Raw genomic sequence first — 17,376 nt, 5'->3', positions numbered from 1 at the left:
GCGCCCAGCGGATGTTGGCCTCCTCGTCGAAGCGCGCCTTGAGCTCGACAAGTGCTGTGACCGACTTGCCGGCCTCGGCCGCGTCGACCAGCGCGCGCACGATCGGACTGTCGTTCGACGTGCGGTAGAGCGTCTGCTTGATCGCCACCACTTCCGGATCGGCCGCCGCCTGGCGCAGGAACTGCACCACCACGTCGAAGGATTCATAGGGGTGATGGACGATGATGTCCTTCTCGCGGATGGCGGCGAAGCAATCGCCGCCATGCTCGCGGATGCGCTCGGGGAAACGCGGGTTGTAAGGGGTGAACTTCAGGTCGTCGCGCGGAATGGCGACGATTTCCGAGATCTGGTTCAGCGCCAGCGGACCGGTGAGCACGCTGATGCGGCTCGACGAGACGCCAAGCTCGCCGGCAACGAATTCCCGCAACTCGGCCGGCATCAGCGTGTCGAACTCGATGCGGATCACGGAGCCGCGGCGGCGGCGCTTCAGCGCCGTCTCGAACAGGCGCACCAGGTCTTCGGATTCTTCCTCGACCTCGATATCGCTGTCGCGGATGATGCGGAACGTGCCGGAGCCCTTGACCTCGTAGCCTGGGAAAAGCTTGCCGATATAGATGCCGACCACCTCCTCCAGCGGGATGAAGCGGACATGGTGCTTGCGGTCCGGCAGGCGGATGAAGCGCCGCAGCGCCACGGGCAAGCGCAGCAGCGCGCTCATCTCCTCGCCGTTCTTGCGGTGGCGCAGCTGCAGCGCCATCGAGAAACCGAGATTGGGGATGAACGGGAACGGGTGCGCAGGGTCGATCGACAGCGGCGTCAGCACCGGAAAAACCTGCTCCTGGAAATGCTCTTCCAGCCAGGTCTTCTCCTCCTTGGTCAGCGCGTCGCGGGTGATGCTCTCGATGCCTTCCCTGTTGAGCAGCGCCATCAGCACCGAAAGGCTCTTCTGCTGGTCCTCCTGCAGGCGCTCGACCTCGCGCAGCAGCTGTTCCAGCTGCTGCTCCGGCGTGCGGCCGTCCGGGCTCTTCAGCGCGATGCCTTCCCGCACCTGGCCGGCGAGGCCGGCGACGCGCACCATGAAGAACTCGTCGAGATTGGCGGCAGAGATCGACAGGAAGCGCACGCGCTCGAGCAAAGGATGGTGCTCGTTCAGCGATTCCTCGAGCACGCGGCGGTTGAATTGCAGCCATGAGAATTCGCGGTTGACGAAACGATCGGGATTGCCGCCGTCCGGGGTCGCCGCCTCGACGGTGATAAATTCGCTCTGCACCGGCTTCAGTTCGTTCATTGGTTCCCTGCTCTGGCCTGCAACCGCCCTTTTGAGCGCCACGCACAGCCGGACGTGCCATGGGACGCTCTAACACGCTTTTGTGACGCATTATCGGTCACGGAATCGCTCCGATTCCCGAACCGATGCGCTTAACCGGCTCAACTTATCCTCTGCCAGCCTTTTGCGACAGTTTCATTTCATCGACCTTGCAAACTGCCCTGTTATGATCCAGATGCAGACTGGCCGAACCAAGGAGACGACGATGGCAGGCGGTACCATTCCCCATTTCCAGAACGATGCCGGCCATCCGGCGATCGACATCGGCGTCAGGGAATTCATGTGCACCGGCGCCAACCCGCCCTTCGACCATCCGCATGTGTTCCTCGACATGGGCGACGACGATGAGAAGGTCTGCCCCTATTGCTCGACGCTGTACCGCTACTCCGCGACGCTGAAGGCGACGGAAACGCAGCCGCCGGGCTGCCTCTATATCGACCAGGCCGCCTGATCCTTTTCCTCGACCATGGCTGAGACGCGGTCCCGGCAGGTCGTCATCGCCGGGGCCGGCATCGCCGGGTTGACGGCGGCGCTTGCCTTTGCCGCGCGCGGCCATCCGGTAAAACTCTTCGAGCAGGCCAGGCAACTGGAAGCGGCCGGCGCCGGCCTGCAGGTTTCCCCCAATGCAACCCGCATCCTGCGGCGGCTCGGCGTGCTCGACCGCCTCCTGCCCAACGCTGTCCGCCCAAACGCCGTGGTGCTGAAGGACGCGGCGAGCTTGCGCGAACTCGCGCGAGTGCCGCTCGGACAAGCAGGCGAAAATCGCTGGGGCGCGCCTTATCTCGTGGCGCACCGGGCCGACCTGCAGGCGGCTCTGACGGCTGCGCTCGCCGACGCTTCCAGCGTCGAGCTCGTCACCGGCGCTCGGGTAACGAACATCGCGGCAATGCCGCAAGGTATTGCGGTGACGGCCGAAACCGACGGCCGAAGCATGGAAGCCGCCGCTGGCCTGCTCGTCGGCGCCGACGGCGTCTGGTCCTCGGTTCGCCGGCAGCTTGCCGGCAAGGAGACGGGCTTCGCGGGAAACGGCTTCTCGGGCGAGCTGGCCTGGCGCGCGACAGTCGCGACGGAGAGCGCCGCCGGGCAGGCTTTCGCGGCGATCGGCGCCGGCGGCTGCGTCACCACCTTCCTGCATCCCGGCTTCCATATGGTCGCCTATCCGGTGAGCAAGGGCCGCGCCGTCAACCTCGCCGCCTTCACCAAAGGCGAGCGCATCGCGGAAGGCTGGTCCGGCCATGCCGACCCCGCCATCCTCTCCGGCGCCATACGCGGCACCGCATCGGGGCTGATCAAGCTCGTCGAACTGGCCGGACCGTGGACTGCGTTTCCGATCCACACCGTCGAGCAGCGCCGCTGGACGATGCCCGAGGGAATAGCGCTGATCGGCGATGCGGCGCATGCCATGACCCCGTTTGCGGCGCAGGGCGCTGCGATGGGGATCGAGGACGCCGCGATGCTCGCCACCCTGGTGGCCGATTTTCCGGGCGACCTCGTGCAAGGCCTGACCATCTGGGAAAACCTGAGGCGGCCACGCATCGAGAAGGTGCTGAAGCGCGGCGCGCTCAACCGGCTGGCCTGGCACGCCTGGGGTCCGGTGGCGTTTGCCCGCAACCTCGTGCTGGCGACGCGCCCCGGAGAAAGGCTCGCGGCCGATCTCGACTGGCTCTATGGCTGGGAGGAGAAGAAGGTTGTGAGGCGCTGAGAAGACTCGCTAGAACCCTCAGTTATACAACCGCAACGACCACCCCAGCGACACCGGCAACGGGTTCCACCAGCCGGTGCGCAGGCCAGCGGTGCGTAATGCCGCCGCTGTCCAGGTGTTGCAGCCGGCCAGCGCGTTGAAACTGCCATTGGCCTCGTAGAAGCGGTCGAAGGCGGAATAGCCGGCATTTTCGATGACCATCGGTCCGCCCTGCCCCTGCCGGAAGCTCGCCGCGATGTAGTCGAGCAGCGCCGCGAAATGCTCTTCGTCGATGTCGAATCCCGCCACATCCGGGTGCGGCTCCTTGATCGCGCCCGCGATATCGACATGCATGACCGAGGCGTCGAGCGTCAGCGCCTTGAGCACCGGCATTGCCTTCAGCCGCGACCAGGTCGGCGTCTCCAGATAGAAGGCGCGGCCGCCCCAGCCGAACACCAGATAGCGCGCCTCCGGCGCATCAACCGGCAGGCCGGCCCCGGCGAGGAAGGCAAAGCGCCGGCGCACGCCATCATCGACGGGGATCGCGATGTCGGTGTGGATCGGGTTCTTCAGCACCAGTATGTGCCTTGCCCCCTCGCCCGCCGCCGCTGCCGGCCAGAGCGGGCGCGGTACGAGCGTACCGAGAGCGACGGCCAGCACCAGGGCAACAAGCACCGCGACCGGGTACCGCAACAGCTTCATCGACAGAGCCCCCTGCTTCACGCAGCCGCTCTCATAGCATGACCGGCGCCGGCAGGTAGCCTCGGCGCCGCCTGTCGCGCGGCCGACGGCGCTAGCGCGACTTGGCAACCTTCGGCTCGGTGCGGGGCCTTGGCGGAGGCCGTTCCGGCCGCGTGCCGGGCCTGACGGCGGCGACTGGAGCGGCGCCGGTGTCGGGCACCACAATCTCGGGATCGGCTTTGCGGCGCCAGAACCATCTCAGATGAGCAAACCTGCTGAGGTAGATGTAGATGACCGGCGTGGTGTAGAGGGTCAGGAATTGCGACAGCAACAGGCCGCCGACGATGGCGATGCCGAGCGGCCGGCGCAGCTCCGAGCCTGCGCCCGTGCCGAGCGCCAATGGCAGGCCGCCAAGCAATGCAGCCATTGTCGTCATCATGATGGGACGGAACCGCAGGATGCAGGCCTCGTAGATCGCCTCCTCGGCCGGCAATTTTCGACGTCGCTCGCCGTCGAGCGCGAAGTCGATCATCATGATGGCGTTCTTCTTGACGATGCCGACGAGCAGGATGACGCCGATCAGCGCGATCAGCGAGAAATCATAACCCAGCACCATCAGCGCCAGGAAGGCGCCGACGCCCGCCGAAGGCAGTGTCGACAGGATCGTCAGCGGGTGCACGAAGCTCTCATAGAGCATGCCGAGCACGATGTAGACCGCGACGATCGCGGCCAGGATCAGGTATGGCTGCGTGGCCAGGGAGGACTGGAAGACCTTCGCCGACCCCTGATAGCGCGCGGTCAGCGCCGCCGGCTTGATCACCGACTGCTCCAGCCGCTGGATGGCCGAGATCGCATCGCCAAGGGAATGCCCGGGCGCCAGGTTGAACGACAGGGTGACGGCGGGAAACTGGTCCTGATGGTTGATGGTCAGCGGCGACACCGACGTCTCGTAATGCGCGAGCGCGGAGAGCGGCACCATCTGCCCGCTGGTCGCCGAGCGGACGAACAGGCGAGCCAGCGCCGAAGCGTCCTCCTGAAAGCGCGGCTCCAGTTCCAGCACGACATGGTGCTGGTCGAGCTGGGTGAAGATCGTCGCCACCTGCCTCTGCCCGAAGGCATCATAGAGCGTGTCGTCGACGGCCTGCGGCGTGATGCCGAGCTGGCCGATCAGATCGCGGTCGATCTTCAGCGTCATCCTCGGCGCGCTGGCCTGCAGGTCGCCGGTCACGTCCTGCAATTCGGGCAATGTCTGCAGCTTGGCCAGCATGATCGGCGCCCATTTGAACAGCTCGTTCACGTCCGGGTCCTGCAGCGTGTACTGGTATTGGGTCTTGCTGACGCGCGCGCCGATCTGCACGTCCTGGCGGGCCTGGCCGAAAAGCGCGATACCCTCGACCTTCGCCGCCGCCTTGCGCAAGCGGTTGATCACCTGCGTCGCCGACGCCTGCCTCTGGTTGAGCGGCTTGAGGTCGATCATCAGCCGGCCGCTGTTGACGGTCGGATTGGCGCCGACCCAGTAGTAGACGGTCTGCACGTCCGGATCGGCCTCGATCACCTTGGCAAGATCCTGCTGGCGCCGGACCATGGCATCATAGGAAATATCCTGCGCCGCCTCCGAACTGCCTGAAATGGTGCCGTTGTCCTGCTGCGGGAAAAATCCCTTCGGGATGACCTGGTAGAGATAGACCGTGGCGCCGAGCGTCGCAGCCATGAACAGCAGCATGACCGGCTTGTGGCGCAGCACCCAGCGCAGGCCGACCTCATAGATGTGGAGCATGCCGGCAAAGGCGGCTTCCGACGCGCGCGAAAAGACATTTTCGCGCGCGTTCCGGTCGATCGGCTTGAGCAGCCGGCCGCACATCATCGGCGTCAGCGTCAGCGAGATGACGCCCGACATCAGGATGGCGATGCTGACCGCGACGGCGAATTCGCGGAACAACCGCCCGATCAGGCCGCCCATCAAGAGCAGCGGAATGAAGACGGCGACCAGCGATGCGGTCATCGAGATGATGGTGAAGCCGATCTCGCGCGATCCGCTAAGTGCTGCCTCGATCGGCGTGTCGCCGTTCTCGATGTGGCGGATGATGTTCTCGACCATCACGATGGCGTCGTCGATGATGAAGCCGACGGCGATGGTGAGCGCCATCAGCGACACGTTGTCGATCGTGTAGCCCAGCACATACATCGCCGCGCAGGTGCACAGCAGCGACACCGGGATCGTCACGCTTGGAATGAGCGTGGCGCGCAGGTGGCGCAGGAACAGGAAGATCACCAGCACGACGAGAGCGACGCTGATCGCCATGGTGAACTGGACTTCGGCCACCGAGGACCGGATCGTCTGGGTGCGGTCGCCCAGGACCCGCATCTTGACGGAGGGCGGCAGCGTGCGCTGCAGGTCCGGCAGCAGATCCTTCACGCGCTGCACGGTCTCGTTGATGTTGTAGCCAGGCTGCTTGTGGACGTCGATGATGACGGCGCGCTGGCCGTTCAGCCAGGCCGCCTGCCGGATGTCCTCGACACCGTCGATGGCGCCGCCGATGTCCTTGATGCGCACCGGGGCGCCGCCGCGATAGGCGATGATCACCTCGTTGAACGCCGCCGCATTGGCGAGCTGGTCTGTAGCGGCAAGGGTCAGTGATTGCCGGGGGCCGTCCAGCGTGCCCTTGGGCGCGTTGACGCTGGCGCTTGCTATCGCCGATCGGATGTCCTCCAGGCCGAGGCCGAGCGCCGCCACCGCCGTCGGGTTGACCTGGATGCGGACGGCCGACTTCTGCTCGCCATGGAAATCGACCAGCCCGACGCCGACGACGCGCGACAGCTGCAGCGCCACGTAGTTCTCGACATAGTCGTTGACCTTGTCGATCGGCAGGTCGGCCGAGGTGACGGCGATCGACATCAGCTGCGCGTCGGCGGGATTGGCCTTCTCGTAGGTCGGTGGGCTGGGAAGGTCCTTGGGAAGGTCGCCGGCGGCGGCGCTGATGGCGGTCTGCACATCCTGCGCGGCGCCGTCGAGGGTACGGTCGAGATCGAACTCCACCTGGATCGAGGTGCGCCCCAGCGAGCTGCTCGAACTGATGGAGGTGACGCCGGAGATGAGCGCGAGCTGCCTTTCCAGAGGTACGGCAACCGTCGTCGCCATCGTCTCGGCGCTCGACCCCGGCAGGCTGGCGGACACCTGGATGGTCGGGATATCGACCTGCGGCACGCCGGCGATCGGCAGCAGGAAATAGGCGACCAGCCCGACAAGGGTCACGCCGACGGCCAGCAGCGTCGTGGCGATCGGGCGGACGATGAAGGGCGCCGAAAAGTTCATCTCAGTTCGCGGCCGGAGCCGCGCTCACCTCGACAAGGTCCCCGTCCTGAATACGATACTGACCGTCGGTGACGACCATTTCACCGGGTTGGACGCCCTCGCCGATGACGGCCAGCCCGGCATCCGAATAACCGACGGCGACCGGCCGCTTGACGATGTGCTTGTCCTTGTCGACGACGAAAGCATAAGGCCCATCCGGGCCGCGCACCACTGCCGTCACCGGAACGGTGATCACGCCGCGCTGCAATTCCACCTGGACGCGGACATTGACGAACTGCCCCGGCCAAAGCCGGTCGTCGGCATTGTCGAAGACCGCGCGGATGCGGATCGTGGACGTCGTGCTGTTGATCTGGTTGTCGATCACGCTGAGCCGTCCGGAGGCCAGGCGCTGGCCGGTGTTGTCCTCGGCGACCACGGGAGCCTCGCCGGCCTTCATGACGACCTGGATGCGGGCGAGATCTGCCGACGGCAGCGAGAAATCCACGGCGATGGGATGGATCTGGTTGATCCGAACGATCCCGCCGGTGTCGCTGGCACGCACGATGTTGCCGGCATCGACCATGTGAATTCCAGCCCGGCCGTCCAGCGGCGAGCGTATCCGGGTGAAGCCGAGCTGGATCTGCGCGCTGTCGATGGCCGCCTGGTCGACCTTGCCGGTCGCCTCGAGCTGCGCGACGGCGGCCTTGGCGGTGTCCAGCACCTGCGTGGTGCCTACGCCCTTGACCGTCAGGGTTTGAGCGCGAGTCAGGTCGAGCCTGGCGTTCTGCAGGGCGACGTCGTCCTTCGTCTTCGTGGCCTCGGCCTGCTCGAGCACCGCCTGCGCGGGCTGCGGGTCGATCTCGGCCAACAGGTCGCCGGCATGCACATCCTGGCCGTCGGCGAAGTCGAGCTTGACCAGGGTGCCGTCAATCCGGCTGGTGACGGTCACGCTGCGCAGCGGCGCGACGGAGCCGAGGCCGACCAGCGAAACCGGGACATCGGCGCGGCGCGCCACATCCGCGACCACCGGAATGGCGGCCTCCGCCGCGAATGAGGCGACGACCGCCCGGGGCGCCGCGAGGCCGAGCAAGCCTGAGGCGGCAGCCACCACCAGTATCAGCATCGATCTCTGCCGGCGGGCCATCATGCGCCCTAGTCTCACGGGCGTCCGGTTCCGCGTCAACGCGCGATCTGCTTACTGATTTGTAAGGTTTTTGCCCCGTCCGCCGCTTGAAAGGTTGATGAAAGGTTGGTGCCATACACATCCAAATGCGTCCCCGCAAATGTCGCAAAAGCGATGGGAGAAGAGAGGGACGCGAGGAACCGAACCAAGGGAAGAGGCCATGTCGCTCGTGCGCAAATTGCTCGATTCAGCCGCCACCACCGTATTTGTCGCCACCCTGGCCCTGTCCGCCGCGCCGGCGCATGCAGCCGACAAGATCTCGATCATGGTCGGCGGCTACGAAAAGCAGATCTACCTGCCCGCCAAGCTGGCCGAGGCGCTCGGCTACTTCAAGGACGAGGGGCTCGACGTCGAGCTGCTCAACGAGCCGGCCGGCGTCGATGCCGAGAACGAGATGCTGGCGGGCGCCGTGCAGGGCGTGGTCGGCTTCTACGACCACTGCATCGACCTGCAGGCCAAGGGCAAGTTCGTCGAATCCGTCGTCCAGTTCAGCCAGGCGCCTGGCGAGGTCGAGCTCGTTTCGTCCAAGCATCCGGAGATCAAGTCGCCGGCCGACTTCAAGGGCATGAGCCTCGGCGTCACCGGCCTCGGCTCCTCGACCAACTTCCTGACGCAGTATCTGGCGGTCAAGAACGGCCTCAAGCTCGGCGAGTTCACCTCCGTGCCGGTCGGCGCCGGCAACACCTTCATCGCCGCCATGCAGCAGGACAAGATCCAGGCCGGCATGACCACCGAGCCGACCATCACCCGGTTGCTCAAGACCGGCGAGGCCAAGGTCCTCATCGACATGCGCACGATGGAAGGCACCAAGGCGGCGCTCGGCGGCACCTATCCGGCGGCTTCCCTCTACATGCAGACCGACTGGGTCGAGGCGCACAAGGACACGGTGCAGAAGCTCGCCAATGCCTTCGTCAAGACGCTGAAATTCATCAACACGCATAGCGGCGCCGAGATCGCCGAGAAGATGCCGAAGGACTATTATGTCGGCGACAAGGAAGGCTATGTGAAGGCGCTCGACGCCGGCAAGGCGATGTTCACCGCCGACGGCGTGATGCCACAAGGCGGACCGGAGACGGTGCTGACCGTGCTGTCGGCCTTCTCCAAGGATTTGCAGGGCAAGCAGATCGATCTTTCCAAGACCTACACCTCGGAATTCGTGAAGAACGCCAAGTAGCGGATACAAGCCGGCGCCTGGTTATCCCCGCGCCGGCACCCGCCCGTCTCCCTGCGCTAGACCGGTCCGTCGTTCACGCAAGCGACGTACCGCCCTAGTTCCTTGTTGACGCAATTCCGGACGGAAAACCGTTTCGCTCTTTTCCTGGAATTGCTCAGGGCGATCCCTCGCGATCGCCCGCTATTGGAGTATGACACCATGGCTGTCGAAAAGACCGCTCCGGCGATCGAGCTGATCAATGTCAGCCGTCGCTTCCTCTCCCCCACCGGCAAGTCGCTGACTGCCATCCGCGATTTCACCATGACCGTGGAGCGCGGCGAGTTCGTCGCCGTCGTCGGCCCGACGGGCTGCGGCAAGTCGACGACGCTCAACCTCGTCACCGGGCTCGCCAGCCCGAGCGCAGGCGAGGTCCGCGTCATGGGCGCGCCGGTCAAGGGCATCGACCCGCGCATCGGCTTCGTGTTCCAGACCGACGCGCTATTCCCCTGGCGCACGGTGATCGAGAACGTCATGGCCGGGCCGCTGTTTCGCGGGAAGCCGAAGGGGCAGGCGCAGGCTTCCGCCCGCGACTGGCTGGCGCGCGTCGGCCTGGCCCGCTTCGAGCAGCATTATCCGCATCAGCTTTCCGGCGGCATGCGCAAGCGCGTGGCGCTCGCCCAGACCTTCATCAACGGACCCGAGATCCTATTGATGGACGAGCCATTCTCGGCGCTCGACGTGCAGACCCGCGTTATGATGCATGAAGAGCTTCTGCGCCTCTGGTCGGAAGCCAAGGCCTCCGTCGTCTTCGTTACCCACGACCTCGAGGAGGCGATCGCGCTGGCCGACAAGGTCTATGTGCTGACGGCCGGGCCGGCGACGGTGAAATCGGTCTACACGATCGACCTGCCACGTCCACGCGTTGTCGCCGACATCCGCTACGAGCAGAGCTTCATCGACTATTCGCGCACCATCTGGGCCGACCTCAAGGAAGAGGTCGAGACCAGCTATGCCCGCGCGGCGGCGTGAGGAGAACCGACATGACAGACGCCACCGTCAACATCACCACCGCCAATTTCCGGCCCGGAACCTCGGACGCCGAGATCGAGGCCGCCGCCGCCAGAGCCGCCGCGCATCGCCGCCACACCGTCACTTTCTGGCGGCTCGGCATCCTGATCGCCTTCCTCGGCCTTTGGGAAATCGCCGGCCGCATGAACTGGATCGATCCGTTCTTCTACGCCATGCCAAGCACGATCGCCGGCCGGCTCTATGAATGGATCACCGAGGGCACTTCGGAAGGCCCGCTCTGGTACCACCTCTATGTCACCATGGAAGAATCAGTGCTCGGCTTCGTCACCGGTTCGGTCGCCGGCATCATCATCGGCGTCGCGCTCGGCCGCAATCGCATGGCCGCCGACATCTTCTCGATCTACATCAAGGTGATCAATTCGATCCCGCGCGTGGTGCTGGCGCCGATCTTCATCATGATCCTCGGCCTGGGGCTTGCCTCCAAGGTGGCGCTCGCCTTCGTCATGGTGTTCTTCGTCGTCTTCCACAACGCCTTCCAGGGCGTGCGCGAGGCCGACCGCGCCATGATCGCCAATGCCCGCATCCTCGGCGCCTCCGACTGGCAGCTGACCCGCTCGGTGATCGTGCCCTCGGCGATGAGCTGGATCTTCGCCAGCCTGCACGTCAGCTTCGGCTTCGCCATCATCGGCGCCATCGTCGGCGAGTTCGTCGGCTCGCGTTACGGTATCGGGCTGCTCATCAACATCGCCAAGGGATCGTTCGACGCCGCCGGCATGTATGCGGCGATCGTCATCGTCATGGTGGTGGCGCTGGCCGCCGAATATCTGATGACGATGGTCGAGAACCGGTTGGCGAAGTGGCGGCCGCAGCCGCTGCACGAGACCCAGTGAGCGGCGTCATTCCTGCCGGTAAGCCGGCAGCCTGACCCATGCATTCAGCCCGGGCGGCGGTTGCCGCCCGGAGAGCCCCACCTCCCCATCATGCGACGAGACGATCTCGCGCACGATGGCGAGCCCGAGGCCGGTGCCCTCATCACCCGCCTCATTGCCCCGGTAAAAGCGCTCGAACACCTTTTCCCGGTCGGCTTCGGCGATGCCGGGGCCGGTGTCCTCGACCTGGAGCAGGACGGCATCCCCGTCGCGGCCGATCCTGGCGGTGACCGAGCCGCCCTTCGGCGTGTAGCGCAAGGCGTTGTCGACGAGATTGACGATGAGCTCGCGCAGCAGCGTCGGGTGGCCCCAGACGACGTGCTCTCCTTCATCCGTCTCCAGACCGAGATCGATGCCGCGCGATAGCGCCGCTTGCGCCAGGCCCTCCAGCGCATCGCGAGCCACGGCGCCGAAATCGACCGACGTTTTCATCAGTGACGAGCTGCCCTGCTCGGCGCGGGCCATCGACAACAGCTGGTTCGAAAGCCGCGCCATGCCGTCGACAGACCTGTCGGCGGCAGCCAGCGCCTCTTCCTTGGCGGCGACGCCGGTTTCGCGCATGCCGACACCGACCTGCGTCTTCAGGAGCGCCAACGGCGTGCGCAGCTGGTGCGCCGCATTTGCGACGAAGCGCCGTTGCGCCGCCATCTGGCGCTGGATGCGTGCGAAGGCCTCATTGAGCGCCTCGACCAGCGGCCGCAGCTCGCTCTGGACCGAGCTGACGGCGAACGGCTTCAGTTCCGCCGGATCGCGTTCGATCACATCGTCGCGCAGCCTCAGGATCGGCGCCAGCCCGCGGCGCAACCCGAAGACGCCGAGCAGGCCGGCTGCCGCCACCAGGAGAACCTGGTCGCGCAAGGCCTTGAGCCAGAGGCCGGTCATGAGCTGGTCGTGGCCGCGCAAGGTCTGGGCCACTGCCACGACCGCGTCGCCCGGATCGCTGGCGCCGACGATCGGCTGCGCGATGGCAACGGCGCGCACCGGCTGGTCGTTAACGGTCGCCTGGAAATACACCGGCTCGATGCCGACGGGTTCGCCCGGAGGCGCGATGAAGTCATGATAGCCGGCGATGACGATGCCGCGCGGCGATGTCACGCGATAGAAGACACGGTCGGGCGGATCGGAAGCGAACATTTCGAGCGCCGCCGGCGGGATCGGCGCTTCAAGAACGCCGTCATCCTGGCGGATGTCCTCGGCGATCACCCGGGCCGACGCCAGCAGCGTGCGGTCGGTGATCAGGTCGGCGGTCTCGACCGCGTTCTCGTAGGTCGTCCAGACGTTGAAGGAAACGACGGCGGTCAGCGGCACGACCAGCCATCCAAGCAGTTCGCGCTGGAGGCTCCTACTGGCCATCGTCGATCTTCAGCGCATAGCCAAGCCCGCGCAGCGTGGTGATGGCCATGCCGCTGCCTTCGAGTTTCTTCCTGACGCGGTGGATGCAGATCTCGAGCGCGTTCGGATTGGTCTCGTCGTCGAAGCCGAAGATGTTTTCGGCAAGCACGTTCTTCTGCACCGGCCGCCCGGCGCGCAGGATCAGCGTTTCCAGGACGGCGTGTTCCCTGGCGGTCAGGTGCAGGGGTGCTTCGCCGAGCATGAATGTCCGCGCCTGGGTATCGAAAGCGAGGTTGCCGAAGCGCACCGAGGGATCGAAATTGCCCCGGCCGCGCCTCAGTTGCGCGCGCACGCGCGCCTCGAACTCGTCGACGTTGAAGGGTTTCACCAGATAGTCGTCGGCGCCGCTGTCCAGCCCTTTCACGCGGCTCGACACGGCATCGTTGGCGGTAAGGATGATGACGGGGGTCGTGCTGCCGCGGGCGCGCAGCCGGCGCAGCACCTCGATACCGTCGAGATGCGGCAGCGCGAGGTCGAGGATAACCAGAGCATAGTCCTGGCTGGCAAGGGCGGCGTCGGCGTCGTCGCCGCGATAGACGCAGTCGATGACATAGTTGTCGCGCCGAAGCAGCCGCGACACCCAGGTCGACAGTTCGCGGTTGTCCTCGGCAAGCAGGATGCGCATCGTCCTACAGTCTACCGCATCTTGTCAGGCCCGGCGCGCATGCACCCGGGAAGGCTTCGACAATGTGCATGGCCGACACCGGAAAGCGATTGCCCCCTTTGCGCAACGAGGGCCGAGCGGAAGAACGAAAGCCCGGCCGCATCGCGACCGGGCTCCTTGAAAATCGATAGCGCACCTTTCAGTGCAGTATCTGCGACAGGAACAGTTTTGTCCGCTCGTGGCGCGGATGGTCGAAGAACTCGGCCGGCGTGTTCTGCTCGACGATCTGGCCCTGATCCATGAAGATCACGCGGTTGGCGACCTTGCGGGCGAAGCCCATCTCGTGGGTGACGCAGAGCATGGTCATGCCTTCCTCTGCGAGGCCGACCATCGTCTCCAGCACTTCCTTGATCATTTCCGGGTCGAGCGCCGAGGTCGGCTCATCGAACAGCATGATGCGCGGGTTCATGCAGAGCGAACGCGCGATCGCCACGCGCTGCTGCTGGCCGCCGGAGAGCTGTCCGGGATATTTGTTGGCCTGCTCCGGGATCTTGACGCGCTTGAGGAAATGCATGGCGGTCTCTTCCGCCTGCTTCTTCGGGATCTTGCGCACCCAGATCGGCGCCAGCGTGCAGTTCTCGAGGATGGTCAAATGCGGGAAGAGGTTGAAGTGCTGGAACACCATGCCGACCTCGCGGCGCACCTCGTCGATCTTCTTCAGGTCGTTGGTGAGCTCCTTGCCGTCGACGATGATCTTGCCCTTCTGGTGCTCCTCCAGCCGGTTGATACACCGGATCATGGTCGACTTGCCGGAGCCGGACGGGCCGCAGATGACGATCCGTTCACCGCGCATGACCTTGAGGTTGATGTCCTTCAGCACATGGAACTCGCCGTACCATTTGTGCATGCCGATGATGTCGATGGCGACATCGGTGGTCGAGATATGCATCTTCTTGGCATCGACCTTGAGGTCTTCGGCGCTGACGGCGTTTTCGGTGGCCATGGGCAATTCCCCTTACTTCTTATCGTTGGATTTGATGCATGCCCCCAAAACCGCCACGCGGTTTCGGGCGACATGCATCAGCGTTTGTACCCGGTGTCGAGCCGGCGTTCGGTGTACATTGAATAGCGCGACATGCCGAAGCACAAAAGCCAGAATATGAAGGCGACGAAGATCAAACCGGATTTCGGCGTCTGCGGCGTCGCCCAATTGGGGTCGGCGAAATTCTGCTTCACCACGCCGAGCAAGTCGAACATCGAGATGATCAGGACGAGGCTGGTGTCCTTGAGCATGCCGATAAAGGTGTTGACGATGCCGGGAATGACCAGCTTCAGCGCCTGCGGCAGCACGATCAGGCCCATTTTCTGCCAATAGCCGAGGCCCAGCGAATCCGCGCCCTCGTACTGCCCCTTCGGGATCGCCTGCAGCCCGCCGCGCACCACCTCGGCCATATAGGCCGCGGCGAACAGCGAAAAGCCGATCAGCGCCCGCAGATACTTGTCGAAGGTGACGCCTGGCGGAAGGAAAAGCGGCAGCATGACGCTGGCGAAGAACAACACCGTGATCAGCGGAATGCCGCGCACCGTCTCGATGAACACGACGGTCAACATTTTGACGATGGGCATCTTGGAACGGCGTCCGAGCGCCAGGATCACGCCGAGCGGCAATGAAACGACAATGCCGACAAAGGAAAGGCTGAGCGTGACGAGGAGACCGCCCCAGCGCGTGGTCTCGACATGCGGCAGGCCAAGCACCCCGCCGACCAGCAGGAAGAACGACACAACCGGCAACGCCACGAAAAGCAGGATCGCGTTCAGTCCCTTACGTGGCATCCGCGGAATGAGCATCGGCACCAGCAACGCCACGAACAGGATGACGACCAGGATCGGCCGCCAGCGCTCCTCGATCGGATAAGTGCCGAACATCAACTGGCCGAACTTGGCGTTGACGAAAGCCCAGCAGGCGCCCGTCCAGCCATCCGGCCGCACGCCTCCCTGCGCGACAGTGGCGCAGACGGTGCGATCGGGCCCGCTCCACTGGGCGTTGATGAAGGCCCAGTTGATGACCTGCGGCAATATCCAGGCGACGATGGCTATGCCGATGATGGTGAGGATCGTGTCGCTGGGTGTGGCGATAAGGTTCTTTCGCACCCAGGCATAAGGGCCGCGTTCGCCGGCCGGCGCCGGCTGTGCGAGAGCCATCTCGGTGCGCACCCAGGAGAGGTCGTGTTCCTGCATGGCCCTACCTCTCCACCAGCGCCATCTTGGCATTGACGACGTTCATGACGGCGGACGTCACGAGGCTCAGCACCAGATAGGCAATCATCATGATGAACACGCCCTCGACCGCCTGCCCCGTCTGGTTGAGCACCGTGCCCGCGGTGGCGGTGAGGTCCGGATAGCCGATGGCGATCGCCAGCGACGAGTTCTTGGTCAGGTTGAGATACTGGCTGGTCAGCGGCGGGATGACGATGCGCATCGCCTGCGGAACCACCACCAGCCGCAGGATCGGACCCGAACGCAGGCCGAGCGCGCCCGCGGCCTCGCTCTGGCCCTTGCTGACGCCCTTGATGCCGGCGCGGACGATCTCGGCGATGAAGGCCGCCGTGTAGAAGGAGAGCGCCAGCAGGAGCGACAGGAATTCCGGCTTGATCTGGAAGCCGCCGGTCAGGTTGAAGGTCGACTGCTTCGGGAAATCGAAGCTGAGCGGCATTCCGCTAAGCAGGAAGGCAAGCAGCGGCAGGCCGACGATCAGCCCCACCGATGTCCAGAAGACCGGGAATTGCTGGCCGGTCGACATCTGCCGCTGTCGCGCCCTGTGGGCGACGAACCAGGCCATTGCTATGGCAAGCAGCAAGGCGACGCCGATCAGCCAGGAGCCATCCCCCCAAACGGTACGCGGAAAGTAGAAGCCGCGCTGATTGAGGAAGGAGCCAAACGGCAGATGGATGCTTTCGCGCGGCGGCGGCAGCACGGCGAGCACGCCGGAATACCAGAAGAAGATGACCAGCAATGGCGGGATGTTGCGGAAGATCTCGACATAGACGGTGCAGATCTTGCGGATCAGCCAGTTCTGCGACAGACGGCCGATGCCGATGACGAAGCCGACGATGGTGGCGATGACGATGCCGGCGACGGCGACGATGATCGTGTTGAGAAGACCAACGATGAGCGCGCGGCCATAGGTCGAGTCCGACGTGTAGGCGATCGGCGTGTCCGAGATGTCGAAGCCGGCTCTGCCCCGAAGGAACTGGAAGCCGGAAGCAATGTGCAGGCGCTGGAGGTTCTGGATGACATTGTCGACGATCCACCAGACCGTACCGAACAGAAGGATAATGACCAGCGTCTGAAAGAAGAGGCTGCGTATTTTTGGGTCGTTTACTAAGGAGCCGCGGCTAGGCTCCTCGCGAAGGATTTCCTGCGAAGCCATGGACCATCCCCTGGAAAAGAGAAACCGGGAGGCAGACGACCTGCCCCCCGGATCACATTTCGATCAGCGGATCGGCGGACCGTATTGCAGGCCGCCCTTGGTCCACAGCGCATTGATGCCGCGCGCGATCTTGAGCGGGCTGCCGGAGCCGACATTGCGCTCGAAGATTTCGCCGTAGTTGCCGACGGCCTTGACGATGTTGACCACCCAGTCGTTGGAGAGGCCGAGGTCGGCACCGTACTTACCGTCGGGCTCGGTGCCCAGGATGCGCTGGATGTTCGGGTCGGCCGAGGTCTTCATCTCGTCGACATTGGCCTGCGTGATGCCGGCTTCCTCAGCGTTGAGCAGGGCGAAATACGTCCAGCGCGCGATATGGGCCCACTGGTCGTCGCCCTGGCGCACGGCCGGGCCGAGCGGCTCCTTGGAGATGATCTCGGGCAGCACGACATGGTCGGCCGGCGAGGCCAGCGTCAGGCGGATGCCATAGAGGCCGGACTGGTCGGTGGTGTAGACGTCGCAGCGGCCGGAATCATAGGCGGCGTTAACCTCTTCCAGCTTCTCGAACACGACGGGGTTGTACTCCATCTTGTTCTTCTTGAAGTAGTCGGCGAGGTTGAGTTCGGTCGTGGTGCCGCTCTGCACGCAGACGGCGGCGCCCGAAAGCTGCAGCGCGGA

Annotated in this window: 15 protein-coding genes; 5 read left to right on the top strand and 10 right to left on the bottom strand. The window is 64.8% G+C overall.

The window, feature by feature from the left end:
* A partial coding sequence (gene ppk1 / locus Q0L57_RS23245; protein WP_296745394.1) for a polyphosphate kinase 1 occupies positions 1 to 1,288 on the bottom strand: 1,288 nt, incomplete at its 3' end.
* A 244-nt stretch (positions 1,289 to 1,532) separates the two neighbouring features.
* On the opposite strand from ppk1, the gene Q0L57_RS23240 reads away from it, so the two are divergent.
* Positions 1,533 to 1,778 (top strand): zinc-finger domain-containing protein, encoded by a 246-nt coding sequence (locus Q0L57_RS23240; protein WP_296745393.1) that lies wholly within the window; start codon positions 1,533 to 1,535, stop codon positions 1,776 to 1,778.
* Between the two features lie 15 nt (positions 1,779 to 1,793).
* A complete protein-coding gene (locus Q0L57_RS23235) occupies positions 1,794 to 3,029 on the top strand; it encodes an FAD-dependent monooxygenase (RefSeq protein WP_296745392.1) in 1,236 nt (411 codons plus the stop codon).
* A gap of 18 nt (positions 3,030 to 3,047) precedes the next feature.
* Here Q0L57_RS23235 and Q0L57_RS23230 read toward each other — a convergent pair whose 3' ends face one another.
* The 3 genes from Q0L57_RS23230 to Q0L57_RS23220 all read right to left on the bottom strand — a co-directional run bounded on the left by Q0L57_RS23230 (position 3,048) and on the right by Q0L57_RS23220 (position 8,104).
* Positions 3,048 to 3,710, bottom strand: coding sequence for a TIGR02117 family protein (locus Q0L57_RS23230; RefSeq protein ID WP_296745395.1), 663 nt, complete (start codon positions 3,708 to 3,710; stop codon positions 3,048 to 3,050).
* A gap of 91 nt (positions 3,711 to 3,801) precedes the next feature.
* Entirely contained in the window at positions 3,802 to 7,002 is a 3,201-nt protein-coding gene (locus Q0L57_RS23225; RefSeq protein WP_296745391.1) for an efflux RND transporter permease subunit, read from the bottom strand.
* Position 7,003: 1 nt separating this feature from the next.
* Positions 7,004 to 8,104 (bottom strand): efflux RND transporter periplasmic adaptor subunit, encoded by a 1,101-nt coding sequence (locus Q0L57_RS23220; protein ID WP_296745390.1) that lies wholly within the window; start codon positions 8,102 to 8,104, stop codon positions 7,004 to 7,006.
* Between the two features lie 220 nt (positions 8,105 to 8,324).
* Here Q0L57_RS23220 and Q0L57_RS23215 point away from each other — a divergent pair, with 220 nt between their 5' ends.
* The 3 genes from Q0L57_RS23215 to Q0L57_RS23205 all read left to right on the top strand — a co-directional run bounded on the left by Q0L57_RS23215 (position 8,325) and on the right by Q0L57_RS23205 (position 11,236).
* Positions 8,325 to 9,338 carry an ABC transporter substrate-binding protein gene (locus tag Q0L57_RS23215; RefSeq protein WP_296745389.1) on the top strand — a complete coding sequence of 338 codons (1,014 nt, stop codon included), beginning with the start codon at positions 8,325 to 8,327 and terminating at the stop codon, positions 9,336 to 9,338.
* A 198-nt stretch (positions 9,339 to 9,536) separates the two neighbouring features.
* The gene (locus tag Q0L57_RS23210; RefSeq protein WP_296745388.1) at positions 9,537 to 10,346 is read left to right on the top strand and encodes an ABC transporter ATP-binding protein; all 810 of its coding nucleotides are present in this window, start codon (positions 9,537 to 9,539) and stop codon (positions 10,344 to 10,346) included.
* A gap of 11 nt (positions 10,347 to 10,357) precedes the next feature.
* A complete protein-coding gene (locus Q0L57_RS23205; RefSeq protein ID WP_296745387.1) occupies positions 10,358 to 11,236 on the top strand; it encodes an ABC transporter permease in 879 nt (292 codons plus the stop codon).
* 6 nt (positions 11,237 to 11,242) lie between these two features.
* On the opposite strand, the gene Q0L57_RS23200 is transcribed toward Q0L57_RS23205, so the two are convergent.
* The 6 genes from Q0L57_RS23200 to Q0L57_RS23175 all read right to left on the bottom strand — a co-directional run.
* Positions 11,243 to 12,628 carry a sensor histidine kinase gene (locus Q0L57_RS23200; RefSeq protein WP_296745386.1) on the bottom strand — a complete coding sequence of 462 codons (1,386 nt, stop codon included), beginning with the start codon at positions 12,626 to 12,628 and terminating at the stop codon, positions 11,243 to 11,245.
* A complete protein-coding gene (locus Q0L57_RS23195; protein WP_296745385.1) occupies positions 12,618 to 13,292 on the bottom strand; it encodes a response regulator in 675 nt (224 codons plus the stop codon). The genes Q0L57_RS23200 and Q0L57_RS23195 overlap by 11 nt, the downstream gene beginning before the upstream one ends.
* Positions 13,293 to 13,470: 178 nt before the next feature.
* The gene (locus Q0L57_RS23190) at positions 13,471 to 14,274 is read right to left on the bottom strand and encodes an amino acid ABC transporter ATP-binding protein (RefSeq protein WP_095807553.1); all 804 of its coding nucleotides are present in this window, start codon (positions 14,272 to 14,274) and stop codon (positions 13,471 to 13,473) included.
* Positions 14,275 to 14,351: 77 nt separating this feature from the next.
* Positions 14,352 to 15,509, bottom strand: a complete 1,158-nt coding sequence (locus Q0L57_RS23185; RefSeq protein WP_296745384.1) for an amino acid ABC transporter permease — start codon at positions 15,507 to 15,509, stop codon at positions 14,352 to 14,354.
* A 4-nt stretch (positions 15,510 to 15,513) separates the two neighbouring features.
* A complete protein-coding gene (locus Q0L57_RS23180; RefSeq protein ID WP_296745383.1) occupies positions 15,514 to 16,701 on the bottom strand; it encodes an amino acid ABC transporter permease in 1,188 nt (395 codons plus the stop codon).
* A gap of 63 nt (positions 16,702 to 16,764) precedes the next feature.
* The coding region (locus Q0L57_RS23175; RefSeq protein ID WP_296745382.1) for a transporter substrate-binding domain-containing protein at positions 16,765 to 17,376 on the bottom strand (612 nt) is incomplete at its 5' end.

Source organism: Mesorhizobium sp. (assembly GCF_024509055.1).
Classification (GTDB): Bacteria; Pseudomonadota; Alphaproteobacteria; order Rhizobiales; family Rhizobiaceae; genus Mesorhizobium.
This window is presented reverse-complemented; position numbering and strand designations above follow the sequence as displayed.

Bases quoted from the DNA above. Each gene is read 5' to 3' on its own strand.
- Q0L57_RS23240 (WP_296745393.1), top strand. From the start codon at position 1,533: ATGGCAGGCGGTACCATTCCCCATTTCCAGAACGATGCCGGCCATCCG.
- Q0L57_RS23235 (WP_296745392.1), top strand. From the start codon at position 1,794: ATGGCTGAGACGCGGTCCCGGCAGGTCGTCATCGCCGGGGCCGGCATC.
- Q0L57_RS23230 (WP_296745395.1), bottom strand. From the start codon at position 3,710: ATGAAGCTGTTGCGGTACCCGGTCGCGGTGCTTGTTGCCCTGGTGCTG.
- Q0L57_RS23225 (WP_296745391.1), bottom strand. From the start codon at position 7,002: ATGAACTTTTCGGCGCCCTTCATCGTCCGCCCGATCGCCACGACGCTG.
- Q0L57_RS23220 (WP_296745390.1), bottom strand. From the start codon at position 8,104: ATGCTGATACTGGTGGTGGCTGCCGCCTCAGGCTTGCTCGGCCTCGCG.
- Q0L57_RS23215 (WP_296745389.1), top strand. From the start codon at position 8,325: ATGTCGCTCGTGCGCAAATTGCTCGATTCAGCCGCCACCACCGTATTT.
- Q0L57_RS23210 (WP_296745388.1), top strand. From the start codon at position 9,537: ATGGCTGTCGAAAAGACCGCTCCGGCGATCGAGCTGATCAATGTCAGC.
- Q0L57_RS23205 (WP_296745387.1), top strand. From the start codon at position 10,358: ATGACAGACGCCACCGTCAACATCACCACCGCCAATTTCCGGCCCGGA.
- Q0L57_RS23200 (WP_296745386.1), bottom strand. From the start codon at position 12,628: ATGGCCAGTAGGAGCCTCCAGCGCGAACTGCTTGGATGGCTGGTCGTG.
- Q0L57_RS23195 (WP_296745385.1), bottom strand. From the start codon at position 13,292: ATGCGCATCCTGCTTGCCGAGGACAACCGCGAACTGTCGACCTGGGTG.
- Q0L57_RS23190 (WP_095807553.1), bottom strand. From the start codon at position 14,274: ATGGCCACCGAAAACGCCGTCAGCGCCGAAGACCTCAAGGTCGATGCC.
- Q0L57_RS23185 (WP_296745384.1), bottom strand. From the start codon at position 15,509: ATGCAGGAACACGACCTCTCCTGGGTGCGCACCGAGATGGCTCTCGCA.
- Q0L57_RS23180 (WP_296745383.1), bottom strand. From the start codon at position 16,701: ATGGCTTCGCAGGAAATCCTTCGCGAGGAGCCTAGCCGCGGCTCCTTA.